18 protein-coding genes and 1 pseudogene are annotated in these 21,842 nt (G+C 68.4%); 7 read left to right on the forward strand and 12 right to left on the reverse strand.

Annotation, left to right across the window (positions count from 1 at the left end):
• Positions 1-228: 228 nt before the first annotated feature.
• Genes glgB through FMP39_RS14370 form a run of 4 tightly spaced genes read right to left on the reverse strand, consistent with a single transcriptional unit; the run spans position 229 to position 7,430 of the window.
• Entirely contained in the window at positions 229-2,433 is a 2,205-nt protein-coding gene (glgB, locus tag FMP39_RS14355) for a 1,4-alpha-glucan branching protein GlgB (protein ID WP_141590439.1), read from the reverse strand.
• Complete coding sequence (locus tag FMP39_RS14360) at positions 2,430-3,764, reverse strand: phosphotransferase (RefSeq protein WP_141590440.1); 1,335 nt, start codon at positions 3,762-3,764, stop codon at positions 2,430-2,432. The genes glgB and FMP39_RS14360 overlap by 4 nt, the downstream gene beginning before the upstream one ends.
• The gene (gene treS / locus FMP39_RS14365; protein WP_141590441.1) at positions 3,761-5,416 is read right to left on the reverse strand and encodes a maltose alpha-D-glucosyltransferase; all 1,656 of its coding nucleotides are present in this window, start codon (positions 5,414-5,416) and stop codon (positions 3,761-3,763) included. Before treS ends, FMP39_RS14360 begins: the two co-directional genes overlap by 4 nt.
• 16 nt (positions 5,417-5,432) lie before the next feature.
• The gene (locus FMP39_RS14370) at positions 5,433-7,430 is read right to left on the reverse strand and encodes an alpha-1,4-glucan--maltose-1-phosphate maltosyltransferase (protein WP_141590442.1); all 1,998 of its coding nucleotides are present in this window, start codon (positions 7,428-7,430) and stop codon (positions 5,433-5,435) included.
• 220 nt (positions 7,431-7,650) lie between these two features.
• On the opposite strand from FMP39_RS14370, the gene FMP39_RS14375 reads away from it, so the two are divergent.
• Positions 7,651-8,250: a sigma-70 family RNA polymerase sigma factor gene (locus FMP39_RS14375; protein ID WP_141590443.1), complete on the forward strand. Its 600-nt coding sequence runs from the start codon at positions 7,651-7,653 to the stop codon at positions 8,248-8,250.
• Between the two features lie 16 nt (positions 8,251-8,266).
• Here FMP39_RS14375 and FMP39_RS14380 read toward each other — a convergent pair whose 3' ends face one another.
• Positions 8,267-8,905 (reverse strand): pentapeptide repeat-containing protein, encoded by a 639-nt coding sequence (locus FMP39_RS14380; RefSeq protein WP_141590444.1) that lies wholly within the window; start codon positions 8,903-8,905, stop codon positions 8,267-8,269.
• Between the two features lie 61 nt (positions 8,906-8,966).
• Positions 8,967-9,323, reverse strand: coding sequence for a hypothetical protein (locus tag FMP39_RS14385; protein ID WP_141590445.1), 357 nt, complete (start codon positions 9,321-9,323; stop codon positions 8,967-8,969).
• A 199-nt stretch (positions 9,324-9,522) separates the two neighbouring features.
• On the opposite strand from FMP39_RS14385, the gene FMP39_RS14390 reads away from it, so the two are divergent.
• Positions 9,523-10,209, forward strand: a complete 687-nt coding sequence (locus FMP39_RS14390) for a hypothetical protein (protein ID WP_228557986.1) — start codon at positions 9,523-9,525, stop codon at positions 10,207-10,209.
• 11 nt (positions 10,210-10,220) lie between these two features.
• Entirely contained in the window at positions 10,221-11,180 is a 960-nt protein-coding gene (locus tag FMP39_RS14395) for a hypothetical protein (protein WP_141590447.1), read from the forward strand.
• Positions 11,181-11,309: 129 nt separating this feature from the next.
• On the opposite strand, the gene FMP39_RS14400 is transcribed toward FMP39_RS14395, so the two are convergent.
• A complete protein-coding gene (locus tag FMP39_RS14400; RefSeq protein ID WP_228557987.1) occupies positions 11,310-12,206 on the reverse strand; it encodes a DUF4382 domain-containing protein in 897 nt (298 codons plus the stop codon).
• Between the two features lie 168 nt (positions 12,207-12,374).
• Positions 12,375-13,760 (reverse strand): sigma 54-interacting transcriptional regulator, encoded by a 1,386-nt coding sequence (locus FMP39_RS14405; protein WP_141590449.1) that lies wholly within the window; start codon positions 13,758-13,760, stop codon positions 12,375-12,377.
• Between the two features lie 89 nt (positions 13,761-13,849).
• On the opposite strand from FMP39_RS14405, the gene FMP39_RS14410 reads away from it, so the two are divergent.
• Both FMP39_RS14410 and FMP39_RS14415 read left to right on the forward strand, forming a co-directional pair.
• Positions 13,850-15,736, forward strand: a complete 1,887-nt coding sequence (locus FMP39_RS14410) for a serine/threonine-protein kinase (RefSeq protein WP_228557988.1) — start codon at positions 13,850-13,852, stop codon at positions 15,734-15,736.
• 91 nt (positions 15,737-15,827) lie between these two features.
• Positions 15,828-17,981 (forward strand): alpha-amylase family glycosyl hydrolase, encoded by a 2,154-nt coding sequence (locus tag FMP39_RS14415; RefSeq protein ID WP_194858396.1) that lies wholly within the window; start codon positions 15,828-15,830, stop codon positions 17,979-17,981.
• Positions 17,982-18,039: 58 nt separating this feature from the next.
• Here the strand turns inward: FMP39_RS14415 and FMP39_RS14420 are convergent, their stop codons facing one another.
• On the reverse strand, positions 18,040-18,249 hold the full coding sequence (locus FMP39_RS14420) for a hypothetical protein (protein WP_011553713.1): 210 nt from the start codon (positions 18,247-18,249) through the stop codon (positions 18,040-18,042).
• Positions 18,250-18,478: 229 nt separating this feature from the next.
• Here FMP39_RS14420 and FMP39_RS14425 point away from each other — a divergent pair, with 229 nt between their 5' ends.
• Both FMP39_RS14425 and FMP39_RS14430 read left to right on the forward strand, forming a co-directional pair.
• Positions 18,479-18,754, forward strand: a complete 276-nt coding sequence (locus FMP39_RS14425) for a hypothetical protein (RefSeq protein WP_090492493.1) — start codon at positions 18,479-18,481, stop codon at positions 18,752-18,754.
• A 62-nt stretch (positions 18,755-18,816) separates the two neighbouring features.
• Positions 18,817-19,545 carry a PHP domain-containing protein gene (locus FMP39_RS14430; protein WP_141590452.1) on the forward strand — a complete coding sequence of 243 codons (729 nt, stop codon included), beginning with the start codon at positions 18,817-18,819 and terminating at the stop codon, positions 19,543-19,545.
• A 21-nt stretch (positions 19,546-19,566) separates the two neighbouring features.
• Here the strand turns inward: FMP39_RS14430 and FMP39_RS14435 are convergent, their stop codons facing one another.
• The 3 genes and pseudogenes from FMP39_RS14435 to FMP39_RS14445 form a co-directional block, all read right to left on the reverse strand.
• The gene (locus FMP39_RS14435) at positions 19,567-20,313 is read right to left on the reverse strand and encodes a hypothetical protein (protein WP_141590453.1); all 747 of its coding nucleotides are present in this window, start codon (positions 20,311-20,313) and stop codon (positions 19,567-19,569) included.
• Positions 20,314-20,637: 324 nt separating this feature from the next.
• Complete coding sequence (locus FMP39_RS14440; protein ID WP_141590454.1) at positions 20,638-20,955, reverse strand: FmdB family zinc ribbon protein; 318 nt, start codon at positions 20,953-20,955, stop codon at positions 20,638-20,640.
• 29 nt (positions 20,956-20,984) lie between these two features.
• A pseudogene (locus FMP39_RS14445) lies at positions 20,985-21,842 on the reverse strand (hypothetical protein); the annotation flags it as partial.

The following is a 21,842-nucleotide window of genomic DNA, read 5'->3' on the forward strand; positions in this document are numbered from 1 at the left end:
TGGCTGACTGGATGTTCAGTGATTTTTGGCACCCCGTGTGTCGAGTCCACGGGCCTGCTCGGTCTGTGCCTGGCTGGTTCCCGTTCGCTGACCGGATGTCTGGTTGTTTTAATGTGTCTTGGTTTGTGTTTGAGATTGAAATGTCTGTGATTGGTGGTCGTCTTTGAGGGGCGGGCAGGGGAGTCCGCGGTGATGCTGCGGCGAACGCCCCTGTGTCGAGGCATTGGCTCAGCCCGGCGTGAACCACAACACGGACAACGGGGGCAGGGTGAGGGTGGCCGAAGCCGGCTGGCCATCCCAGCCCGTGGGCTCGGTGTGAATCTGGCCCATGTTGCCCAGGTTGGATCCGCCGTACTGCTCGGCGTCCGTGTTTAGCAACTCCACGTAGCGGCCCTGGAACGGAAAGCCCACGCGGTAGTTCTCACGCACCGTTGGCGACAGGTTGGCGATACACACCACATGCCGTCCTGGCTGACGCGCGCGCCGCACGAACGCGAACACGTTGTACGCGGCCGAGTCCGGCTGGAGCCACTGGAACCCCATGGGCTCGCCGTCCGCATCGTGAAGCGCGGGCATGTCCCGGTAGATGCGGTTCAGGTTCGAGACCAGCTGAAGAATGCCGTGGTGCCCCGGGTCGTGCGTCAGGTGCCAGTCCAGGCTCTTGTCGTGGTTCCACTCGGCCGGCTGGCCGAACTCACCGCCCATGAAGACGAGCTTCTTGCCAGGGTGCGCCCACATCCACGCGAACAGGGCACGCAGGTTGGCGCGCTTCTGCCACGGGTCGCCCGGCATGCGTCCGTACAGGCTACCCTTGCCGTGCACCACCTCGTCATGGCTCAGCGGCAGCATGAACTGCTCGCTGAACGCGTACAGCAGGCCGAAGGTGAGCTGGTTGTGGTGGTACTGCCGGTAGATGGGGTCCTTGGAGAAGTACGACAGCGTGTCGTGCATCCACCCCATGTTCCACTTGTAGTCGAACCCCAGCCCGCCTTCGGACACGGGCGCGGACACCTTGGGCCAGGCCGTGGACTCCTCGGCGATGACGACGACGCCCGGGTGCTTGCGGTGAACCGTCTCGTTCAGCTCACGCAGGAAGTGGATGGCCTCTTCGTTCTCCCGGCCGCCCCAGCGGTTGGGAATCCACTCGCCCTGCTTGCGGCTGTAGTCGAGGTAGAGCATCGACGCCACCGCGTCCACGCGCAGTCCGTCGATGTGGTACTCCTCGATCCAGAACAACGCGTTGGCGATGAGGAAGTTGCGCACCTCATTGCGGCCGAAGTTGAAGACCAGCGTGCCCCAGTCCGGCTGCGCGCCCTTGCGCGGGTCCGCATGCTCATACAGGGCCGTGCCGTCGAACTGTCCCAGGGCGTGCAGGTCGCGCGGGAAGTGTCCGGGCACCCAGTCCACGAGCACCCCGATGCCTTCCTGGTGCATGTGGTCGATGAAGAAGCGCAGGTCATCCGGGTGGCCGAAGCGCGCCGTGGGAGCGTAGTAGCCACCCACCTGGTAGCCCCAGGAGCCCCCGTAGGGGTGCTCGGCCACGGGCAGCAGCTCGATGTGAGTGAAGCCGGTGAACTTGATGTACTCGGCCAGCGCCGGTGCCAGCTCCCGGTACGTCATGGGCCGGTCGCCGTCCTCCACCACCCGGCGCCAGCTGCCCAGGTGGACTTCGTACACGCTCCACGGCTGGTGATGGACGTCCCGCCGCTGCGCGCGTTGCTCCAGCCACGCCGCGTCGCCCCAGGTGTAGCGCGCCAGGTCGTGCACCACGGAGGCCGTGGCGGGGGGGACCTCGGTACGGAAGGCGAACGGGTCCGCCTTGAGGACGTTGGGCCCGCCCTGGCCGGGGCGAATCTCGAACTTGTACCGGGTGCCTTCGCCCACCTCGGGGACGAAGAGCTCCCAGATGCCGGAGGAGCCCATGCGGCGCATGGAGTGCAGCCGGCCGTCCCAGCCGTTGAAGTCACCGACCACGGACACGCCCGCCGCCGTGGGGGCCCACACCGCGAACGAGGTGCCGCGCACGCCGTGGTGGTGCAGCAGGTGCGCGCCCATGCGCTCCCAGAGGCGCTCGTGGCGGCCTTCACCGGCGTAATACAGGTCCATCTCCCCCAGGGTGGGGAGGAAGCTGTACGGGTCGCGAAGCGTGAAGACGCGCTTGCCGGGGTACTCCACCTCCAGCAAGTAGTTGAACGTCTGGTCCTTGCCGTTGATGCGGGCCTCGTAGACGCCGCCCAGCCGGTGCGTCATCGCGACGCGACCGCCGGATTCCGGCAGCACGTGGATGGCCACGGCGTCCGGGCGGAAGGCGCGAATCACCACGCCGTCCCCATCCGGGTGGATGCCGAGGACAGAGTGCGGCTCCGGATGCCTCAGCTCCACGACGCGCTGAAGCTCCGCGTCGACCTGGGCCTTGTCGGCTGGCTTCCTCACTTGGATGCCTCCATACGCAAGAGGGCCTGGAGGGGGATGCGCACCCAGTCGGGCCGGTTCTGCATTTCGTATCGCACTTCGTAGAGGAGCTTCTCCAGCTCGAACGCACGCAGCATCACGTCGAAGGTGTCGTCGTCCGAGGGCAGGAAGGGCGCGCCGCGCGTCACCTGCCGGTACCCTTCGACGAAGGCGTCGCGGATGGTGCTGATGCGCTCGTGGGGCGTGCCACCCTCCAGCGCCACCGTCGCCTCCGCGTAGTCGAACGAGCGGATCATCCCCGCCACGTCGCGCAGCGCGCTGTACTTCTCCCGGCGGACGGTGAAGGAGCGCGCGGGCTCGCCTTCGAAGTCGAAGATGAGCCACTGGTTGTTGGCGCGCAGCACCTGTCCCAGGTGGAGGTCGCCGTGGATGCGAATCTTCTGTCCGGAGGGCGGCACCTGCGCCAGGCGCTTCGCGTACTCGATGAGGTCCTCGCGCCGGTTCTCCGGCTCCGGGTTCTGCCGGCTGGCGTCCGCCAGCGTCACGCCCAGCTCCCCGACGATGGAGGCGCTCCAGCGCTGGAGGTCCTCTTGCAACAGTGGCTCTGGCGTGAAGGCCGGGTCTTCGTCGGTCGCCGAGGCGAACGCCAGGTGGAGCTCGCCCAGACGCGAGCCCAGGTCGCGCATCTCCGACTGGAAGCGCGGGCCCACGGCGCGCTCCTGGCGCAGCCGGTCCAGCGTGTACTTCCAGCCGTCCGTCGCATCCGGCACGAAGCGGTGGGCCACCGCGAGCGTCGCGCCCGCCGCCCCTTCCAGATGCAGCGCGCCCAACAGCGTGGGCGTGGCGCGGAACGACGTCTTGGTCGCGAGGAAGCGGCCTACCTCGTGCTCCGGGTTCACGCCGGCTTCCAGCTTGCGGATGATCTTCAGGATGACCTTCTCACCCAGCACCACCGAGGTGTTGCTCTGCTCCACCTGCAGCCGCCGCACCTCCGGTGACGCGGGGAGCGCGAGCAATCCGTCCTGCCCGCCAATCCATTCGCCTTGCACGCGGCCGGACGCGGACGCCACCTGGCCTCCGGTTCGGATGAGGTCGAAGAGGCCGCGCAGGCATTCATCGCTCTCCAGCGCGTCTCGCACGCCTTCGGTGGAGGGATGGACGGGCAACAGGTAGCGCTCCGGGCTGCCCAGTTCGTAGATGACCTCCACCACGGCGAGGCTGAAGGAGCAGCCGCCCGATTCGACGGCGGCGTGGTCCATCACCGTGACGTGCTTGATGGGCCAGGCCTTGCCGCTGAACCAGCGCTGGTGCTTGAGGTACTCAGGGAGCTTGGTCAAGTCGAGGGTTGTCATTCGAGGCTCCTCACCTGCTGGGACCTGTCCAGCCGGAACCACAGGAACATGAAGGGGCCCATGGAGAGCTGATACGGAATCTCACTCACCCGCGGGAAGGGGGTTTCTCCAATCAGCTCCACCGGCACAGCGCCCTCCCACTCACGCATGTCGAGCACTGCGGGCTGGGCGAAGCGCGACAGGTTGCACACCACCAGAACCGTCTGGCCCTCCCATTCACGGATGAAGGCCAGCACCTTGCGATTGTCCGTCTGGAGGAAGCGCAGGTTCCCCAACGAGAAGACGGGGTAGCGCTGGCGGATGCGAATCATCCGCTTCACCCAGTGCAGGAGGCTGGACTTCACCCGCTCCTGCGCTTCCACGTTGATGGACTGATAGCCGTACACCGGGTCGGCGATGACGGGCGCGTACAGGCGTGCGTAATCCGCGCGGCTGAATCCCGCGTTGCGGTCTCCCGTCCATTGCATGGGCGTGCGCACGCCGTTGCGGTCGCCGAGGTAGATGTTGTCGCCCATGCCAATCTCGTCGCCGTAATAGAGGACGGGCGTGCCGGGCAGGGTGAAGAGCAGGCTGTGCATCAGCTCGATGCGCCGGCGGCCGTTGTCCATCAGCGGCGCCAGCCGGCGGCGAATGCCCAGGTTGATGCGCATGCGCGGATCGGTGGCGTATTCCCGGTACATGTAGTCCCGGTCCTCGTCCGTCACCATCTCCAGCGTCAGCTCGTCATGGTTGCGCAGGAAGATGGCCCACTGGCAGTTGTCCGGGATGTCCGGCGTCTGCTGCATGATTTCGACGATGGGCGTGCGGTCCTCGCGGCGCACCGCCATGTAGAGGCGGGGCATCACCGGGAAGTGGAAGCCCATGTGGAATTCGTCGCCGTCGCCGAAGTACACGCGCACGTCGGCGGGCCACTGGTTCGCCTCCGCCAGCAGCATCTTCCCCTTGTATTCGGAGTCGATGGTCTTCCGCAGGCGCTTGAGGAAGGCGTGCGTCTCCGGGAGGTTCTCGCAGTTGGTGCCTTCACGCTCGAAGAGGTAGGGCACGGCGTCGCAGCGGAACCCGTCCACGCCCATGTTGAGCCAGAAGCGCATGACGTCCAGCATGGCTTCCTGCACTTCGGGGTTGTCGTAGTTGAGGTCCGGCTGGTGGCTGAAGAAGCGGTGCCAGAAGTACTGCTTGGCCACCGGATCCCACGTCCAGTTGGAGCGCTCCGTGTCCAGGAAGATGATGCGCGCGCCCTTGTACTGCTCGTCGGTGTCGCTCCAGACGTACCAGTTGCGCTTGGGGCTGTTGGGGTCGCTGCGCGCTTCCTGGAACCAGGGGTGCTGGTCACTGGTGTGGTTCACCACCAGCTCGGTGATGACGCGGATGTCGCGCTTGTGCGCCTCATCCACCAGCCGCTGGAAGTCCGCGAGCGTGCCGTAGTCCGGGTGGACGCCGTAGAAGTCCGCGATGTCGTAGCCGTCGTCGCGCAGCGGCGAAGGGTAGTGGGGCAGCAACCAGAGGCAGTTGATGCCCAGATCCTGGAGGTACGGAAGCTTCTCAATCAGACCGGGGATGTCCCCGTGGCCGTCGCCATTGGAGTCATGGAAGGCACGCAGGTGCAGCTCGTAGATAAGGGCTTTCTTGTACCAGAGGGGATCCAGGTCCATTACGCCTCTCGGGTTGTCACTCGTAGTAGTCGAACGCGTTCTCGGTACGGCGGAACCGGTGAACGGCCCAGAGGGCCGCGGGCTGCTCGGGCGTCAGGCGCACCTGCACGTCCGGACCCTGCCATAGCGAGCGCTGGTCCGACATCAGCTCGTGCACCTGATACGTCTCGTCAGGGCGCGCGCCCAGCCACTCCAGGGGCACGTGCAGCAGCGCTTCCTGGGCGGCATACGGGTCCAGGCTCACCGCCATCAGCACCGTGCTGCCGCCGTCTGGCGTGCGCTTGCCGTAGAAGAGGACTCGGTCGTTGTTCGACGAGAAGAAGCGCAGCGTTCCGTACTGGTGCAGCGCGGGGTGCGTGCGGCGCGCGGCGTTGAGGCGCGCAATCCAATCCCGGATGTTGCCGGGCCGGTCCAGGTCCCACGCGACCAGCTGGTACTTCTCCGAATCGGTGTACTCCTCCTTGCCCGGGATGGGGCGGCCTTCGCACAGCTCGTAGCCGCAGTACATGCCCCACACGGAGGAGAGCGTACCGGCCAGCGCCGCGCGCAGACGGAAGGCACCGGGCCCCGCGTTCTGGAGGAACTCCGGGAGGATGTCCGGCGTATTGGGCCAGAGGTTGCCGCGGAAGTAGTCGGACACCGGCGGCTGAGTGATTTCCTCCAGGTACTCCTGGAGCTCGCCCTTGAAGTTGCGCCAGGTGAAGTAGGTGTACGACTGGGTGAAGCCCACCTTGCCCAGGGCCTTCATCACCTTGGGACGGGTGAAGGCCTCGGACAGGAAGAGGACCTGCGGATGGGCTTCCTGCACGCGCCGGATGAGCCAGGCCCAGAATTGCGTGGGCTTGGTGTGCGGGTTGTCCACGCGGAACGTATTCACCCCTTGCTTCACCCAGTGGAGGACGACGGATTCCAGCTCCGCCCAGAGCGACTCACGGGCGGGGCCCATCCAGTCGAAGTTGACGATGTCCTCGTAGCGCTTCGGCGGGTTCTCCGCCGTCTTGATGGTGCCGTCCGGCCGGTGCTGGAACCACTCCGGATGCTCCTTCACGTACGGGTGGTCCGGCGAGCACTGGAAGGCCAGGTCCAGCGCCACCTCGATGCCGTGGGCCTGCGCCGTCTCCACGAAGTGCCGGAAGTCCTCCAGCGTCCCCAGCTTCGGGTGCACGGCCTTGTGGCCGCCTTCCGAGGCACCGATGGCCCAGGGGCTGCCCACGTCGTCAGGCGCCGCGGTGAGGCTGTTGTTCTTGCCCTTGCGCGCCGTGCGGCCAATGGGGTGGATGGGCGGGAGGTAGACGGTGTCGAAGCCGAGCTGCTGGATGTACGGCAGCCAGCCTTCCGCGTCCCGGAACGTGGCGTGGGTGACGCCGTCGCGCTTCGCCGAACGCGGGAAGAATTCGTACCACGCGCTGAAGCGGGCCTTCTCCCGGTCCGCGAAGACCTCCAACACCTTGTCGTAGCGGCGGGCCAGTGAGCGGTCCGGATGGGTCGAGGCCACGTCGGCCAGCTCGGGGGCCAGGGCCACGGCGAGGAGGTCCGGGGAGGGGGGCTGTCGCAGCCGGACGGCCGCTTCGTCCAGCACTCGCGCGTCGTCCAGTTGCTTCGCCGTACGGGCACGGGCGGCGGCGCCTTCCAGCAGGGCGGCGCCTTCCAGCAACTCGCTGCGCACGTCGCGGCCCGCGTCGACCTTGCGCTTCAGCTCGGACGTCCAGGTCCGGAAGAGGTCTGGCCAGGCCTCAATCGTGAACTCGTAGCGGCCGTTCCGCGTCAGGGGGAATTCGCCTTCCCACCGGTCATTGCCGAGGAAGCGCATGGGCACTTCCTCCCAGTCGGTCTGCTGCGCCCTGGGTGTCACCTGGCGCCAGCGGACGACGGCGACGAGGACGTCGTGGCCTTCCTTGAAGACATCCGCCTTGACGGTGCACCGCTCTCCCACGACGCGCTTCACGGCGTGACGTCCAGCGTCCAGCTCGGGGCTGACTCCCTCGATGAATACGCTTCCGAGTCGTTCAGTCATGGTGGCTGGCGGCCCTTATAGGTCTTGGGTTGTGATTGCCTCGCGGCGAATCGCGGCTGTTGTCGATGCTGGACGCCTTCCGTGCCAGCCGCGTTGGCTCGTCAACGTTAGGGATGGGGGCGGGCACTGCCCACCCTGGAAGGCACGGCGCGCCCGGGTGCCCGCCTGCCGATACTTGAAGCTGGGAACTGCCCTGCCGTTTGAGCTATCCGGGACGAACATGGCGCCTCCTTCCTTCGCTGTGCCCCGAGCAAGCGACCCAGCGCTGGACCGGGCCCTCCTCCGGCAAGTCGCCATGGGAAGCCCGCAGGCCATGCGCGACGTCTACGCGCGCTGCGGCGGACGGTGTTTCGCCATCGCGTTGCGGTTGCTGCCGACCCACGCTGACGCGGAAGAGGTGTTGCAGGAGACCTTCCTGGAGGTCTGGCGGCGCGCCCGAGAGTTCAATCCAGAACGCGGCGGCCTGGAGGCCTGGGTGACGACGATTGTGCGCACGCGCGCCATCGACCGGCTGCGGGCGCAGGGAACGGCGGCCCGCGTGGTGGAAGGGGCCGTGCAGCAGGAGCCTCCGGTCAGCGCCGCGCCCGCCGCGCCGGACGAAGCGGTCAGCCAGGGGGAGGCACGTGCTCGCGTGATGGCTGCGCTGGCCCAGCTTCCTCTGGACCAGCGGGCGGTGGTGGAGCTTGCCTACTTCGAAGGACTCTCCCAGCGGGAGATTGCCGAGCGCACTGGAGACCCATTGGGCACGGTGAAGACGCGTGCGCGGCTCGCGTTGGAGAAGCTGGGGGCGTTGTTGGAGATGCTGCGCCCCTACGCCTAGCCCCCATGCCGGTCAGTCAGGAGCGGCCCTTCTTGCGCTCCGTCTTCGCCTTCGGGCCCTCATCGTAGCCGGGCACCACGAGCCCGAGCGTCTGGACGAAGTTCACCGCGGCATCCACGGGGATGCGCGTGGCCTTCACCCGGTTGCGCGCGGGGTCGATGAACACGCCCTTCGCGGTTCCGAAATCCGCCTTCGTGAGCGTGCAGCCGCGGAAGTTGCTGCCGGTGATGTCCGAATCGCTGAAGTCCGACTCGGACAGGTCCGTGTCGATGAAGTTCATCTCCAGCGCCGTGCAGCGCAGGAATGCCGTCTTCCGCAGGCTGAGCCCCGCGAAGGTGCAGTAGCGCAGGTTGGAACCATCGAAGGTGACTTCGGGGAAGGTGCCCACGTCCGTCCAGTCGATGCCCATCAGCTTGGAGCTTTCGAAGCGCACGTCGCGCAGGGACGTCTCCGTGAACCGGGCTCGCGTGAGGTCGCAACCGGTGAAGACGCAGGACTCCATCCGAGCCCTCGTCCAGCGGCTCTCCTGCAGGGTGCAGTTGAGGAACGTGCAGCGGTAGAACTCCTTCCCGCCCAGGTCCGTCTCCTGGAGGTTCAGGTCAGCGAAGGTTTCGTTCTCGAAGCTGTCTTCTTCGTGGATGCGCTGGGAGGCCATGGCGGGCCCGTCACTAACGCCAGATGGCGCTCACGGGCCAGGTCATTTCGCTCCGGACTCTCTATCCATGACGGACGGTGAAGGCCGCCAGCAGGGGCCCCGCGAGGCGGGTGTTCACGGGAGACGTCGGCCCTCCTTCGGGAAGCTGCGTGAGGAGCGCCTCCAAGGCGGGCTTCATCTCCTCGAAGGCGGCGGTGGCCGCCGCCGCGTTGTCGAAGAAGCGGTGGTAGAGGAGCCAGCCGGTGACGGAGCAGGCGATGGCGTGGAAGGAGCGGGTGTCATCCAGCTCGTAGGTGAGCCGCGCCAGGCCGCCGAAGTCCTCATCCCGCGCGATGGTGCCGCCCTGGGTCCCCATCCACCCGATGGAGCCCCCGTCTTCATATGGCCGCCACGTCGCGTCGTCCGCACGTCCCACCATCCACCCCTTGCAAGGAAACCGGCGCCATCATGCGTGCCCCGGGGCGGATGCTCCAGGACTCCGAGGCCTCCGCTTCGTCCGGAGGTGGACGTCGGTTCGGCGCGGAGGAGGTAGGGAAGGGGAGTACGCCGCGGTTCGCGGAACAGTTGCGGCGGGCCGGTTTGTGCCCGGCGAGGCGCCGTCCTAACCTGCCATGTCCATGAAGGCGATCCTCGTCTCCCTTTTCCTGTTGGGCTCGGCGCCGGACTCCAGCGCGCCAGCGATTCCGCCCGAAGCGCTCGCGGCGCCCCCTGTCGCGGATGAGTCTCCCACCGCGTGGTCCTGCACCGTGGACACCCTGCGTGCTGGGAAGGAATGCGTGTTCGAGGCGGACCTGTCCGCGGGCGCGCCCAGCGATTCGCAGGACGCGTCCAACAAGAAGCTCCTCCAGGACGTGGCCCGCGCGCTGTGCACGGAGGCGGTGGGCAACATCCGCGAGGGCCGCCCGGACGCGACGCTCACCGCGCTTTGTGAGCGGCGCTACATCACCGCCGTGGACCAGTGCGGACTGGAGGGCACGTCATTCGTGGTGGACGCCAAGGGCCGCTTCGCTCCCGGCGCTCGCTCCTGCTACCGCGCGCTGGCCAACGTCCTTCAAGAGGTGCAGTTCATGGCCACGGTGGCCTCGCCGTGCTGCGAGTGTGCCGCCCGCGCCAACTGCCCCGGCACCGCGGACCGCTGCTATGCCGAGGTCGCCCAGCAGGCCACCGCGCCCCAGACGCAGGCGTGCCTGAGTGACAGGTGCGCGGATGCGTGCGCCGTCGTGCTGCCTCGCTCCGGAGCGCACCCCGCGCCCACCGTCCAGAAGCGCAACCGTTCTTCCAGCCCTGGCTCCGCTTCCCTCTAGGAGTTCCGCCCATGCGCCGTCCTTCCTGGAAGCTGTCCTCCTGGGCCCTGATGGGCACGTTCGCCGCCGGCTGCGGCGCCTCGCATTCCCACGTGACGTGGTCGGAGGACGCGCCGCATCCGAAGGAGGAGGTGTTCGTCGCCAGGCCTCCGCCGGAGCCGCCCGCGCCCAGCCCCACCTCGGACCCCAAGGCGTTCGCCGCCCGGTACGCCAACCCGGCCGTGTGTGAAGCCGCCGCGCGGCGCCTCCAGGGCGCTTCGCGGGATGAGGCGTGGGATGGCCTGAAGGCCTGCATCGAGCACACGCCCTTCACCCAGCTCAACGCGCTGCTGGGCCGCGCCTGGGCGCAGGACCTGAGCGTGCGTCCCGAAGGCGCGAAGCTCATTGCCCGCGTGGTGGCCCAGCGCGGTGGCAGCGTGACGGGCGAGCTGCGCTACCTCCAGGAGAAGCAGATCCCCATCTTCTCGTTGGCCTCCGCCATGGACCGGCCGGACACGTACAAGGGCCGCTACGTGCTGCTGCGCGCGCAGGTCGCGGACCAGCGCTCGGAAGGTGAGCGTCCCACGGTGTGGCTGGTGGAGCAGGCCCTCAGCTCCGTCCAGACGGACGGGGTCGTGGGCCATGGCGAGCGCATCGACTCCGTCACCTCGTACTCGGGAGACCTGGCCGGACAGTCCGTGCTCACGGGGCCAGGGCAGGTCGGGGGCACGGTGAGCACGTCCGAGCGCTCCGGCCGCAACACCACGCGGCGCTTCGTGGAGAACATCTCCGACGAGACGGGCCGCGAGGCACTCGGTCGTCTGGCGAGCGCCGACCCGTTCCTGGAGACCCGGCGCGACTACGTCATCCTCGCGCGCTTCGACGGTGTCCGCCTCACGTCGGGCGGCGCGGAGACGGATGACGAAGCGCCGCGCATCCCGGTGCTGACCATCGTCAGCTACCACGCGCCGCAGGCGCTCGTCGTCTACTGAGCGGCCTTCGACGCGGACGCGTCGGTGACACAGAAAAAAACGAGGCGCCGGGATGCTTGTCCCGACGCCTCGCCCTGGGAACCGACCCCGCGCCAGTCCCCACGTAACCGTGTGCAGGTCGCGCCCGCGCTACTGCTGGGTCGCACCCGTAATCGTGAAGTGGCTCGCCACGTCGCGGCCCGAACCCACTTCCACCGTCACCGGCTGGTCGGGCGTGGTGGAGGCGCTGACGAAGGAGGGCGGCTCGAGGTGCACCGTGAAGGTGCCCGGAATGAGGAACTTGAAGACCGCCTCGTAGGTGCCGTCGCCGTCCTCGTCGGTCAGCGCCAGCCGCTCACTGCTGCCCGCCTCGTTCGTCATCACCGCGTTGAAGTCGCCCAGCGTCACCTGGTGGCCGTCCACCACGGGCAGCGTCACCGTCGGGGCCGTGTCCGCCGTCACGCGGATGCTGCCGGAGGCCGTCACCTCGGCGGCTTTGATGACCGGATGCATCACCCACTTGCCCGCGTTGCCGGCTTCCTTGCCAAAGCTCTGGCCGACGTCGAAGTCCACGAGCAGCACTTTCTGCTCGCCTTCGATGGTCAGCTTCTCGGAGAACTTCACCTTCAGCCCGGACGTGCCGAAGCTGGGCATGTGAAGTTGGCCGTCCACCTGCGTGCCCTCGGGCAGGCCGGCGTAGTCGGCTGACGACGCGAACACGGTCGACGCGCCGTCCTCATTCGCCACCTCGATGTAGCCACCGGTGATGACGAAGCGAATCTCGGAGTAGTCGCCATTGGGGACCACCGCGTCGGACACCAGTTCGGACGTGGAGTTGGCGAGCTCCAGCAAGCTCACGGTGGCGGGGGTATCGCGCAGCACCACGCGGCCACCTTCGCCGTCGCCGCCTTGCAGATAGATTTCGGAGATGGTGACGACAGCGGTGCGGATGTCGTCTCCCGGTGCGTCGGTCAGAAGCAGGGTGACCTTGCCCTCGTTGCTACCACACGCCATCAGCGGGAGCAGGGCGATGGGTAGCAGGGCCAACAGGGTCGAGCGTAGGCGCGAGCGAATAGTCATGGTCGGCACGTCCCGGAATAGGGCCCGCTGGAATGCCGGGCCGTTCGACACGTAATGACCCGGCCCGGAAACATCCGGCCACGCGATCCTGCGGATGTCGCCGCGAAAGCAGGGGGCCTGGAGGCCCACACCCACTTACGCCGGTGACGTGTCCAGGCCGTGCTTGCGCAGCAGCTTGCGCAGGTACACGCGGTCGATGCCCGCCTCGCGGGCCGCGCGGGACACGTTGCCCTCGCAGCGGTCGATGAGGGCGCGCAGGTAATCGCGCTCGAAGCCTTCGATGATGCGGTCCTTGGCTTCCTTGAAGGGGAGGTCCAGGGAGATGGGGCGCGTGCTCTCCGGGTCGTCCGAAGGCGGCGGCAGGGTGGTGGGGTCCTCGGCGGGGGAAGGCAGGTCCGGGATGTCCGGCAGGGCCTCGTCGCCCAGGTTCACCACCCGGTCCACCACGTTGCGCAGCTCGCGCACGTTGCCCGGCCACGGGTACTGCGCGAGCAGGGCGCGCGTCTGGTCCGACAGCGCGCTGGGCGGACGTCCCATCCGTTGCAGCACCGTATCGACGAGCAGCGGCACGTCTTCCAGTCGCTCCCGCAGCGGCGGAAGGCCGACGCGGAGCACCGCGAGCCGGTGGAAGAGGTCACCACGGAAGCGCCCGGCCTGCACCGAGCCCTCCAGGTCCTGGTGCGTGGCCGCGACGACGCGCACGTCGAAGGTGCGGTAGTCGTTGGATCCCACGCGCTTGACCTGCCGGCGCTCCAGCGCGCGCAGCAAGCGGGGTTGGACTTCCAGCGGCAGTTCGCCGACTTCGTCCAGGAAGAGCGTGCCGCCGTGGGCGCGCTCGAAGGCGCCCGCGCGGTCGGAGTGCGCGCCCGTGAAGGCGCCTTTCACGTGTCCGAAGAGCTCGCTCTCCAGCAGCGAGGGGGCGATGCCCGCCAGGTCGGCGATGACGAAAGGCCCCCGGGCCCGAGGGCTGTGCGTGTGGATGGCCTCCGCGCACAGCTCCTTGCCCGTGCCCGTCTCGCCCTGGATGAGCACGTCCGACTCACCCGCGGACAGCCGCTCCAGCAGCGTGAAGAGCTCTCGCATGCGGCGGCTGTTTCCCACCAGTGAGCCGAAGGCGCTGCGCGCGGACAGCGGGCGCGCCCGGGGCCGCTCGCTCTCCGGCATCAGCTTCAGCTCGGTGGTGCCCAGCTTGAGGACCGCGCCCGTGCGCACCTCCAGCTCCTGGAAGCGCATGCCTTCGCAATAGGACCCATTGCGCGAGCCCGGGTCCACCGCGCGCACGCCACTCTCGTTCACCTCGAGGATGAGGTGCTGGCGCGACACCGCCCGGTCCGACAGGAGGATGTCCGCATCCCGGCCCGACCCCACGCGATAGCGTCCCGGCATCAGCGGCCAGTCGCGGCCAGCGTCCGGACCCGACAACACCACCAACCGGGTACGTACCCGTTGGACACGAATGGCCGGCAACGCATCGGTGCGGACCAGCTCGTCGTCCCCGTCCTCATCTCCCAGACTCGCCACGGCGCGGACGATATCACAGCCGCCTTGCGGGGGGTTGCCTCCGCATTCCCGGGTTATGCGGTAAGGTTTGAAAGGGGGTGTCACCCGCGATGGCAAGTGCGCCGCGAGAACGATTCGGCCGGTATGAACTTCAAGATCGGGTCGGCCAGGGCGGCATGGCGGAGACGTGGCGCGCCCGGCTCCGGGGCGCGGCGGGCGTCACCAAGTCCGTGCTCATCAAGAAGGTGCTCCCGGAGTACGCCAACGACGAAGCCTTCGTGTCCATGTTCATCAGCGAGGCGCGCATCTCCGCCACGCTGTCGCACGGGGCCATTGCCCAGGTCTTCGACTTCGGGAAGGTGGACGGGCAGTACTTCCTGGCCATGGAGCTGGTGGAAGGCCATCCGCTGAACCGCATCCTAAAGCGGGCGCTGCGCTCCGGCTTCCACGCCCTGCCAGTGCCCATCGCCGTCTTCATCGCCATGGAGATGTGCCGCGGCCTGCACTACGCCCATACTCGCAGTGACGAAAAGGGCGAGCCGCTGGGCATCGTCCATCGCGACATCTCCCCCGACAACGTCCTCATCGGCTACGAGGGGCAGGTCAAGATCGTCGATTTCGGCATCGCGAAGGCGCGCTCCCTGCGCAGCTTCAACACCGAGCCCGGCGTGGTGAAGGGGAAGTACCTGTTCTTCTCGCCGGAGCAGGCGCGCGGGGAAGCGGTGGATGCCCGCACGGACGTCTGGGCCACCGGCGTGGTGCTGTTCCAGATGCTCTGCGGCCGGCTGCCGCTGGAGGGCCAGGTCCACACGGTGTTGCGGCGATTGAACAGCGGCCAGCCGCTGCCCTCGCCGCGACAGGTGCGGCCCGACATCCCGGTGGCGCTGGATGCCATCATCCAGCAGGCGCTCGCGCTCCAGAAGGATTCCCGTTTCGAGTCCGCCCATGCGCTCGGGGATGCCCTGGCCGGGTTCCTCTACTCGACCACCCCGCGCTTTTCGCCCATGTCCGTGGGGTACCTGCTGCGGGAGCTGTACCGCCCGGACCTGGAGGCGCTCGGGATGGATGTCCGGGTGCCGGCCTCCTTCTCGGAGGAGATGTCCATCTGGCGCGAGGCGCCCCCGCTGCCCGCGCCCACGCAGCACGGTGTGCCAGCGCTGGGCCTGGAGCCGGACTACCGCACCGAGGAGAGCGGGCCCGTCGAGGTGGACGACGCGGAGAAGGGGGCTCCCGCGCCGCGTGCGACGCGGGTGGGCCTGTTCGCCGAAGGCAGCAGCAGCTCCCAGTGGGTGGCCGGTGTCGGCCTGGTGGTGGCCGCGGTGCTCGCCGTGGTGGCGGTGACGCAGGTGGGCTCCGACTTGCTGGCTGCCGCCAAGGAAGAGGCGCGCGCGCCCGGGCCGCCGGTGGCGCAGCGGATCATTCCGCCCACGTTGCCTCCTGCCCCTCCCGTGGCCGCGCCCTCGAAGCCCCAGGCCGCGGAGGAGGTGCCTCCGCGGGCCTCCGAGGCCATGGTCGAGAACGCGGATGACGAGGTGTCGGGAAGCGCCGACACGCCGGATGACGCAGTCGAGGTCGCGGCCGGGCGTTCCAGCATGGCGCGTCCGGTCTCCGGGGCGCGGAGCGGCAAGGTCGTTCACGCGGCTGGCACGGGCGTTCGAGGACAGACGCGGCAGGCCCAGGTGGTGTTGCTGGGCGAGGCGGGCAACGCCCTGGCGGTGTCGCCGGTGACGGTGGGGCCCGCGCACCGGGTGCTCACCGCCGGGCGCGCCCTCCAGCGCGAGGGGAAGTACACCGACGCGCGGAACTCCGCTCGTGAGTGCGCCCGGCTCGAGCCCGGCAACGCCGAGTGCTACCTGCTGCTGGGGGCCGTGGAGGTGAAGCTGGGGCGAATCGAGGAGGGGGCTCGCCACTACCACCGCTTCCTGGAGCTGGCCCCGTCGGACCATCCGCTCGCGAGCACCGTCCTGCGCATTCTGCAGGAATACGAAGCCCGCTAGGTCGGGCGTCCACGATTCGACGCATTGGAGCCCCCGGCTCCCCGCCAGGGGCTTGGAAAAGCGAGCGAGCCTCCCGTACAAGGGGGCTCGCATGAAGCGTTTCCGCCTTCCCCGACGCCTGACGCTCCCTGCGCTGCTGACGGCAGCCGCATGTGGCGAGTCTGACTCCATCCCAGTCCGGACCTGCGACGTGACGTTGACCTACGCACCGCAGCAGTCCGTGGCGGGCACTGTTCAGGTCATGGGGGAATGGAACAACTTCGCCTCCCTGTCTCAGCCCATGACCGACCGGGGTGACGGCGTGTTCACGCTCCGCCTGGAAGGGCTGGAGCCGCGCGCCTACGGCTACCGCTTCGTGGTGGGCGACAAGCAGGAGATGGACCCGGAGAACCCGTACTCGCGCTGGGTTCGCGCGGAGGAATATTCGCGCGTCATCGTCCCGGACTGCCGCCAGCCCGTGCTGGAGCTGAACCGCTTCACGGTGACGCCCGAGGGCTCGCTGGACGTGTCTGTCTCCTACCTCGATGGGACGGACAAGGCTGGCCCGGCAGGTGATGGAATGGTGCTGTCGCTGGACGGCACGCCCCGGCCGGACGCATATGACGCCGCCACCGGCCGCTTCACCCTGAACGTGCAGGGACTGGAGCAGGGCAAGCACCACGTGAAGGTGGTGGCCAAGGACAGCCAGGGCCGCGAGGCGGAGTCGCTCTACCTGCCGTTCTGGGTGGAGCCGGAGCGCTTCCGCTGGGACTCGGGGCTGATGTACTTCGCCTTCACGGACCGCTTCCACAATGGTCGGCGGGAGAACGACGCGCCGGTGGCGGACGTGGACCCCATCGCCAACTATCTTGGCGGGGACTTCGCGGGCATCACCCAGAAGCTGGAGGAGGGGTACTTCGACGCGCTGGGCATCCGCACGCTGTGGATCTCCCCCGTGGATCAGAACCCCGAGGGCCGCTTCATCGGCACCGGTGGCAAGTACTACACCGGCTATCACGGCTATTGGCCGTCGAAGCCTCGCGAGACGCAGCATCGCTTCGGCTCGCTGGAGGAGCTGCGCGCGCTCACGGCGGCCGCGCACAAGCGGGGCATCCGCGTCATCGCCGACCTGGTGCTCAACCATGTCCACGAGGAGCACCCGTATTGGGCGAACCACGCGCGGGACGGCTGGTTCAACACCGCCGCCAGTTGCGTGTGTGGCACGCAGGACTGCGACTGGGACGCCAAGCGCCTCACCTGCAAGTTCACGGACTACCTGCCGGATTTCAACTGGCGCTCGTCGGACTTCGTGGACCAGTTCGCCGCGGACACGCTCTGGTGGCTGGAGCAGGCGGACTTCGACGGCTTCCGCATGGACGCGGTGAAGCACATGGAGCAGGTGGCCGGGCGCACGATCCGCGGGAAGCTGAATGACATCACCGCGATGACGGGCACCGAGTTCTACCTGGTGGGCGAGACGTACGTCTTCACGGATGGGCGCCCACAGATTGCCCGTTACATCAGCCCACGCGAACTCGACGGCCAGTTCGACTTCCCCCTGTACTGGCCCGTGCGCGAGGCCTTCGCGGACGGCAAGGGCTTGCAGCGTGTGGACGACGCCGTGCGCGCCAACGAGGAGGCCTATGTGCCGGGAACGCTCAATTCGCCTTTCCTGGGCAACCACGACGTGGCGCGCTTCATCTCCCAGGCCGCGGGGCAACTGCACGAGGGAGGGAGTGATCCCTTCGGTCCCAACCGCCCGTCCACGGCGGTGACGGATCCGGCGGCCTTCGAGAAGATGAAGTACGGCTTCGCCTTCGTGCTGACGCAGCCGGGCGTGCCGCTGGTGTATTACGGCGACGAGGTCGGCCTGCCGGGCGCGAATGATCCGGACAACCGCCGCTTCATGCGCTTCGGCAGCGCGCTTGCGCCGCTGGAGCGGGACTTGCTCGACTTCGTGCGGAAGCTGGGGCAGGCGCGCCGGGCGCACGAGGCGCTGCAGACGGGCGCACGGCGGACCCTGCGCGTGGAGGACGACCTCTACGTGTTCCAGCGCGATCTGCCGAACGGGAAGGGTGCTCTGGTGGCCATCAACCGGAGCGCCCTGGAGCGCTCAGTGGTGTTGGAGTTGATGGGAAGCCTGGCCGCGAGCAGCGGCACCTACGTGGACATCTTCTCCGGGCAGACGCTGCAGCTCGCCGGCACGGAGACGGTGCTTGTCGTCCCGCCGCGCGGCGTCGCTGTCTACGTGCCCCACCAGGAGTAACGGGTTGGGATGTTCCGGTGGAGGGGTGGGCCGTCCCCCTACCGCCGGCGCATCCCACTCAGGACTGAGGGGCCGCCTGCTCGCTCTTGCCGTGCTTGTAGAAAAGCACGAGAGTGTAGCAGTGGAATTCGTTGTCGGATGACTGACACACGACCCGGTCCACAATCTCCAGGTCGGAGTTGCTCTTCAGCCAGCGGGTGACGTTCTCACCCAGCTCCTCGCGCTCCTTCGCCTTGGTGGCGGAGAAGACCTTCACGCCCGTGAACATCGCCTGCCACTCCTTGTGCGGTGCTGATTCAGGACAATAGGAAGTTATCGCACGCGCCGTTCCGGGGTGTCAAAAACCCGGCTTCCCTGTTGTGGGGATGTTGATCGTCCATGCCTGGGGGTTTGCAGTCTCCCGCCCGTGCCTATGTTGCTCGGGTCGCACCGGATTGCGTGGGGCGCTCGTGGCAGAGGGCCGCGAGTGGTGGCGGAGTGGGGAAGGGGGAAGGCCCGTGGACATGAAGACCAAGAAGGACCTGGCCGTAGACTTCATCAACACCATCCGGACGATGGAGCCCTCCGCGCTGAATGCGCTCATCGTCAAGGAGGCAGGTGAAGAGCTGGCCCAGTTCTTCCTCAATTACAGTGCGAACCTCATCTCCAAGGACCCGTCCCGGGTGCTGGAGAACACGTCCTCGCTGATGCTGATGGGGTACCTCATCCGCACCTACGAGGAGAAGAACACCCAGGCCACCCAGGGTACCTTCCAGTCCTACGCGTTCGCCTGAGCCGCGGGCAGGGCGTTGCAGGCTCGACAGGGCTCGGGGGAGCCTGTTAGGGAGCAGCGCCCATGCTCATCGACATGCACGCCCATTCCCACCTGTCCAAGGGTTGCGAGCTGGACCCTCGCGCCGTGCTGGAGCGGGCCGCCTTGTTCGGCCTGGACGGTGTGGCCTTCACCGAGACGAACACCCAGGACGGCTGCGACGAGCTCTTCGAGATTGGCGCGAAGTCGAAGCTCAAGGTCTTCGTCGGGCTGGAGCTGGTGACGGATCGTGGACAGTACCTGTGCTTCTTCCCGAAGCCGGAGCTGGCCCCGGAGCCGGTGCAGATGTGGGGCAGCAACCGCGAGAAGCCTTGGAGCGCCGCCGAGTGCCTCCCCAAGGTGAAGGCCCTGGGCGCCGCCATCGTCGCCGCGCGGCCCTATGACCGGGACTCGCAGAATCCGGCCATGGACTTCATCCGCTCCCTCGGCGTGCTGAGCGCCGTGGAGGGCTACAACGCCCGGGTGAAGCAGACGTCCAATGACCTGGCCGTGGAGGCCGCCGCGGCGCTGAAGCTTCCCTGTGTGGGAGGCAGTGACGCCCGGGGCTCGCTCGACGAGGTCGGCCGGGGCGCCACGCTCTTCAAGCGGCCGGTGCAGACGCAGGCCGAACTGGTGGCCGAGCTGCAGAAGGGTGATTTCTGGCCGGTGATGGCCGGCGACCTTCCCCGGCTTACGCGCCCGGGAGAGGCCCAGGCCGCGCGCAAGTCCGGTGGTGGCAGCCGGGGTGGTGGTGGCAAGCGCCGCCGTCGTTAGCCGGCGCTCACCGAGGTCCGCTCAGGGGGCGACCGGGTTGCCGCCTTCCTCGGCGCGCGCGAGGCGTCCGTCCGTGAAGAAGGCGCGGCGGCGGCCACCGGGGTAGATCCACTCCTCGTGCCTGGCCGTGCCTTCCAGGGAGCGCCGCACCGTCTCCGGCGGGCCCCAGGCCATGCGGGCCGCGTCCATGGACATGTTGGCCACCAGTCGCTTCTCTCGCACGGCTTCCTGCACCGCGGGCGGCAGCGCGTCCAGGGTGGGCTTCAAGTCCCGCGCGGACAGGTACTTCTCCAGCTCCGTGCGGAAGTCCTCCGGACGCTCCAGGTTGGGCGGCATCACCAGGATGAGCGGCGGCGCGTTGGCGGGGGCGCCGGCTTCCGTGAGGTACACCCAGGGCCAGGCGCGCGGGCTGTAGAGGACGCGCTCGGTGATGACCCAGGAGGTAGGGAACTCCACGCGGGTGATGCGCAGCTTCGTCCCGGCGGGGAGCACGCGCTCCACGGCGCCCGGGTTGATGGGGGCGCCCTTCGTGTCGTCGAGGAGCCGGACGTCCTCGGGGGCGTAGGGCGTCAGCAGGCGCTTGGAGGCGTCTCCGAAGAGCGGCGTGACGTTGCTGGAGACGCGGAGGTACTGCTCCGCCTCCGGGCCGGAGAGCGTCTGGTTGAGGGAGGTCCGCGCCTCGGGCGGCATGCGCGTCTGGGACGCACAGCCCGCGCCAAGCGCGGTCAGCAGGGACAGGGACAGGATTCGGAATGAGGCGAGCGGCATGGCACCTCCGCGGGGACAGGGCGCGGCAGGTGTCCTGATTAGCTCACCGGGCCGGCTGCGTCAGCGGGGATGGCTCCATCGCCTCGCGCTTGCCGCCGCGGCATCCGCGCTGGGGCGGGCAGATGGGGCCGCGGCCATGAGGATCCGCGACGAGCAGGAAACGGCCGAGCCCGCGGGTGTCCGTCAGCTCTGGATGGCCACACAGCGCGCACTGACGGGGAGGACGCTTGGAGGGGGGGAAGGGCACGGGGCGTGAGTGTGCGCCGCTCCCATGCCCGGAGCGAATTTTCGGCGGGCCCGGCCCGGGTGGGCGCGGGCCGGGGGCTACTTCTTGTCGCCGGAGGCCGCCGGCGCGGGGGCCGGAGCGGGCGTGCTGGGCGCGCTGCTGGCCGCCGAGGCCGCGCTCGACGACGAGGAGGAGCTGCTGCTCGACGACGAGCTGCTGCCGTCCTTCTTGGTGGAGCTGTACAGGTCGGAGTACCAACCCCCGCCCTTGAGGACGAAGCTCGAGCGGCTGACGACCTTGGTCATCGACCCCTCGGCGCCGCACGCGCTGCACGTGGCAGGGGCAGGGTCGGAGATCTTCTGCAGCACGTCGATCATCTTTCCACAGCTCTGGCAGGAGTACTCGTAGATGGGCATGGTTCTCAGTGCCTCGTCAGGGTGTTGAGTCAGCGGGAGCCGGCCAGCAACTGCTTGCGCAGTCCATCCGCCAGTCCCAATCGCTCGAAGGCGCGGAAGACGAGCTCGGACGGGGCGCCGTGCTTGCGGGCAACGGCATCCGCCAGTTCGTGCAGGTCTCCGGCATCGTGCAGGACGTCGCCGACGAGCCGCTCCAGTTCCTTGCGGAGCGTGTCGGCGAACTTCTTCTGGATGCCCAGGTCGGTCAGGTACTTCTCGCGCCCGAGCAGGTCCAGCCGGTGCGTCAGGTGGGGCGTGGCCAGGGCCTCGCGGCGGAAGCGCTCGCGCAGGGCCTCCACGTCCTCCGTCAGCGACAGCATGGAGACCAGCCGCTGCAGCTCCGACGGGCTCAGGCCCAGGGCCCAGGCCACGCGGCCGGCGGCGCCCCGCTGGGTGGTGAAGCCGTCCAGCACCTGGCGGCGCTCCTTCTCCACCATCGCATCCATCAGCCCGTGGTCCCGGAGCACGTTCTCCAGATCCACCTGCGTCAGCTCGCCCCGCGCGCCATTGAAGCGCTGGGACAGGGCCCGCAGCAGCGCGAAGCGGTGGTCGGCGGCCTCCATGGCGGCCTCCACGACGGGCTTGCCGGTCAGGCGCGTCAGCTCCATGAAGGACGCGCGCGGCGCCTCCACGCGGGTGAAGCGGCCCCGGGGGCGCGGCAGGTCCCTGCGTGAGAGGGCGGGCTCCTCGGCGAAGTCGGCGGGCGAGCCCAGGGTGTCCTCCGTGGGGGCGCGCTTTCGCGGGGCGATGCGCTCCTTGACGGTGGCCTCCAGGTCCTCCTTCGCGGCCTTGCCGCCCTTCTTCCCGGCGGACGCGTCCGCGGCGGGCGGCGGGGCGAAGGTGAGGGG

The sequence above is a fragment of the Myxococcus sp. AB056 genome, from assembly GCF_006547365.1.
Taxonomy (GTDB): Bacteria; Myxococcota; Myxococcia; order Myxococcales; family Myxococcaceae; genus Myxococcus; species Myxococcus virescens.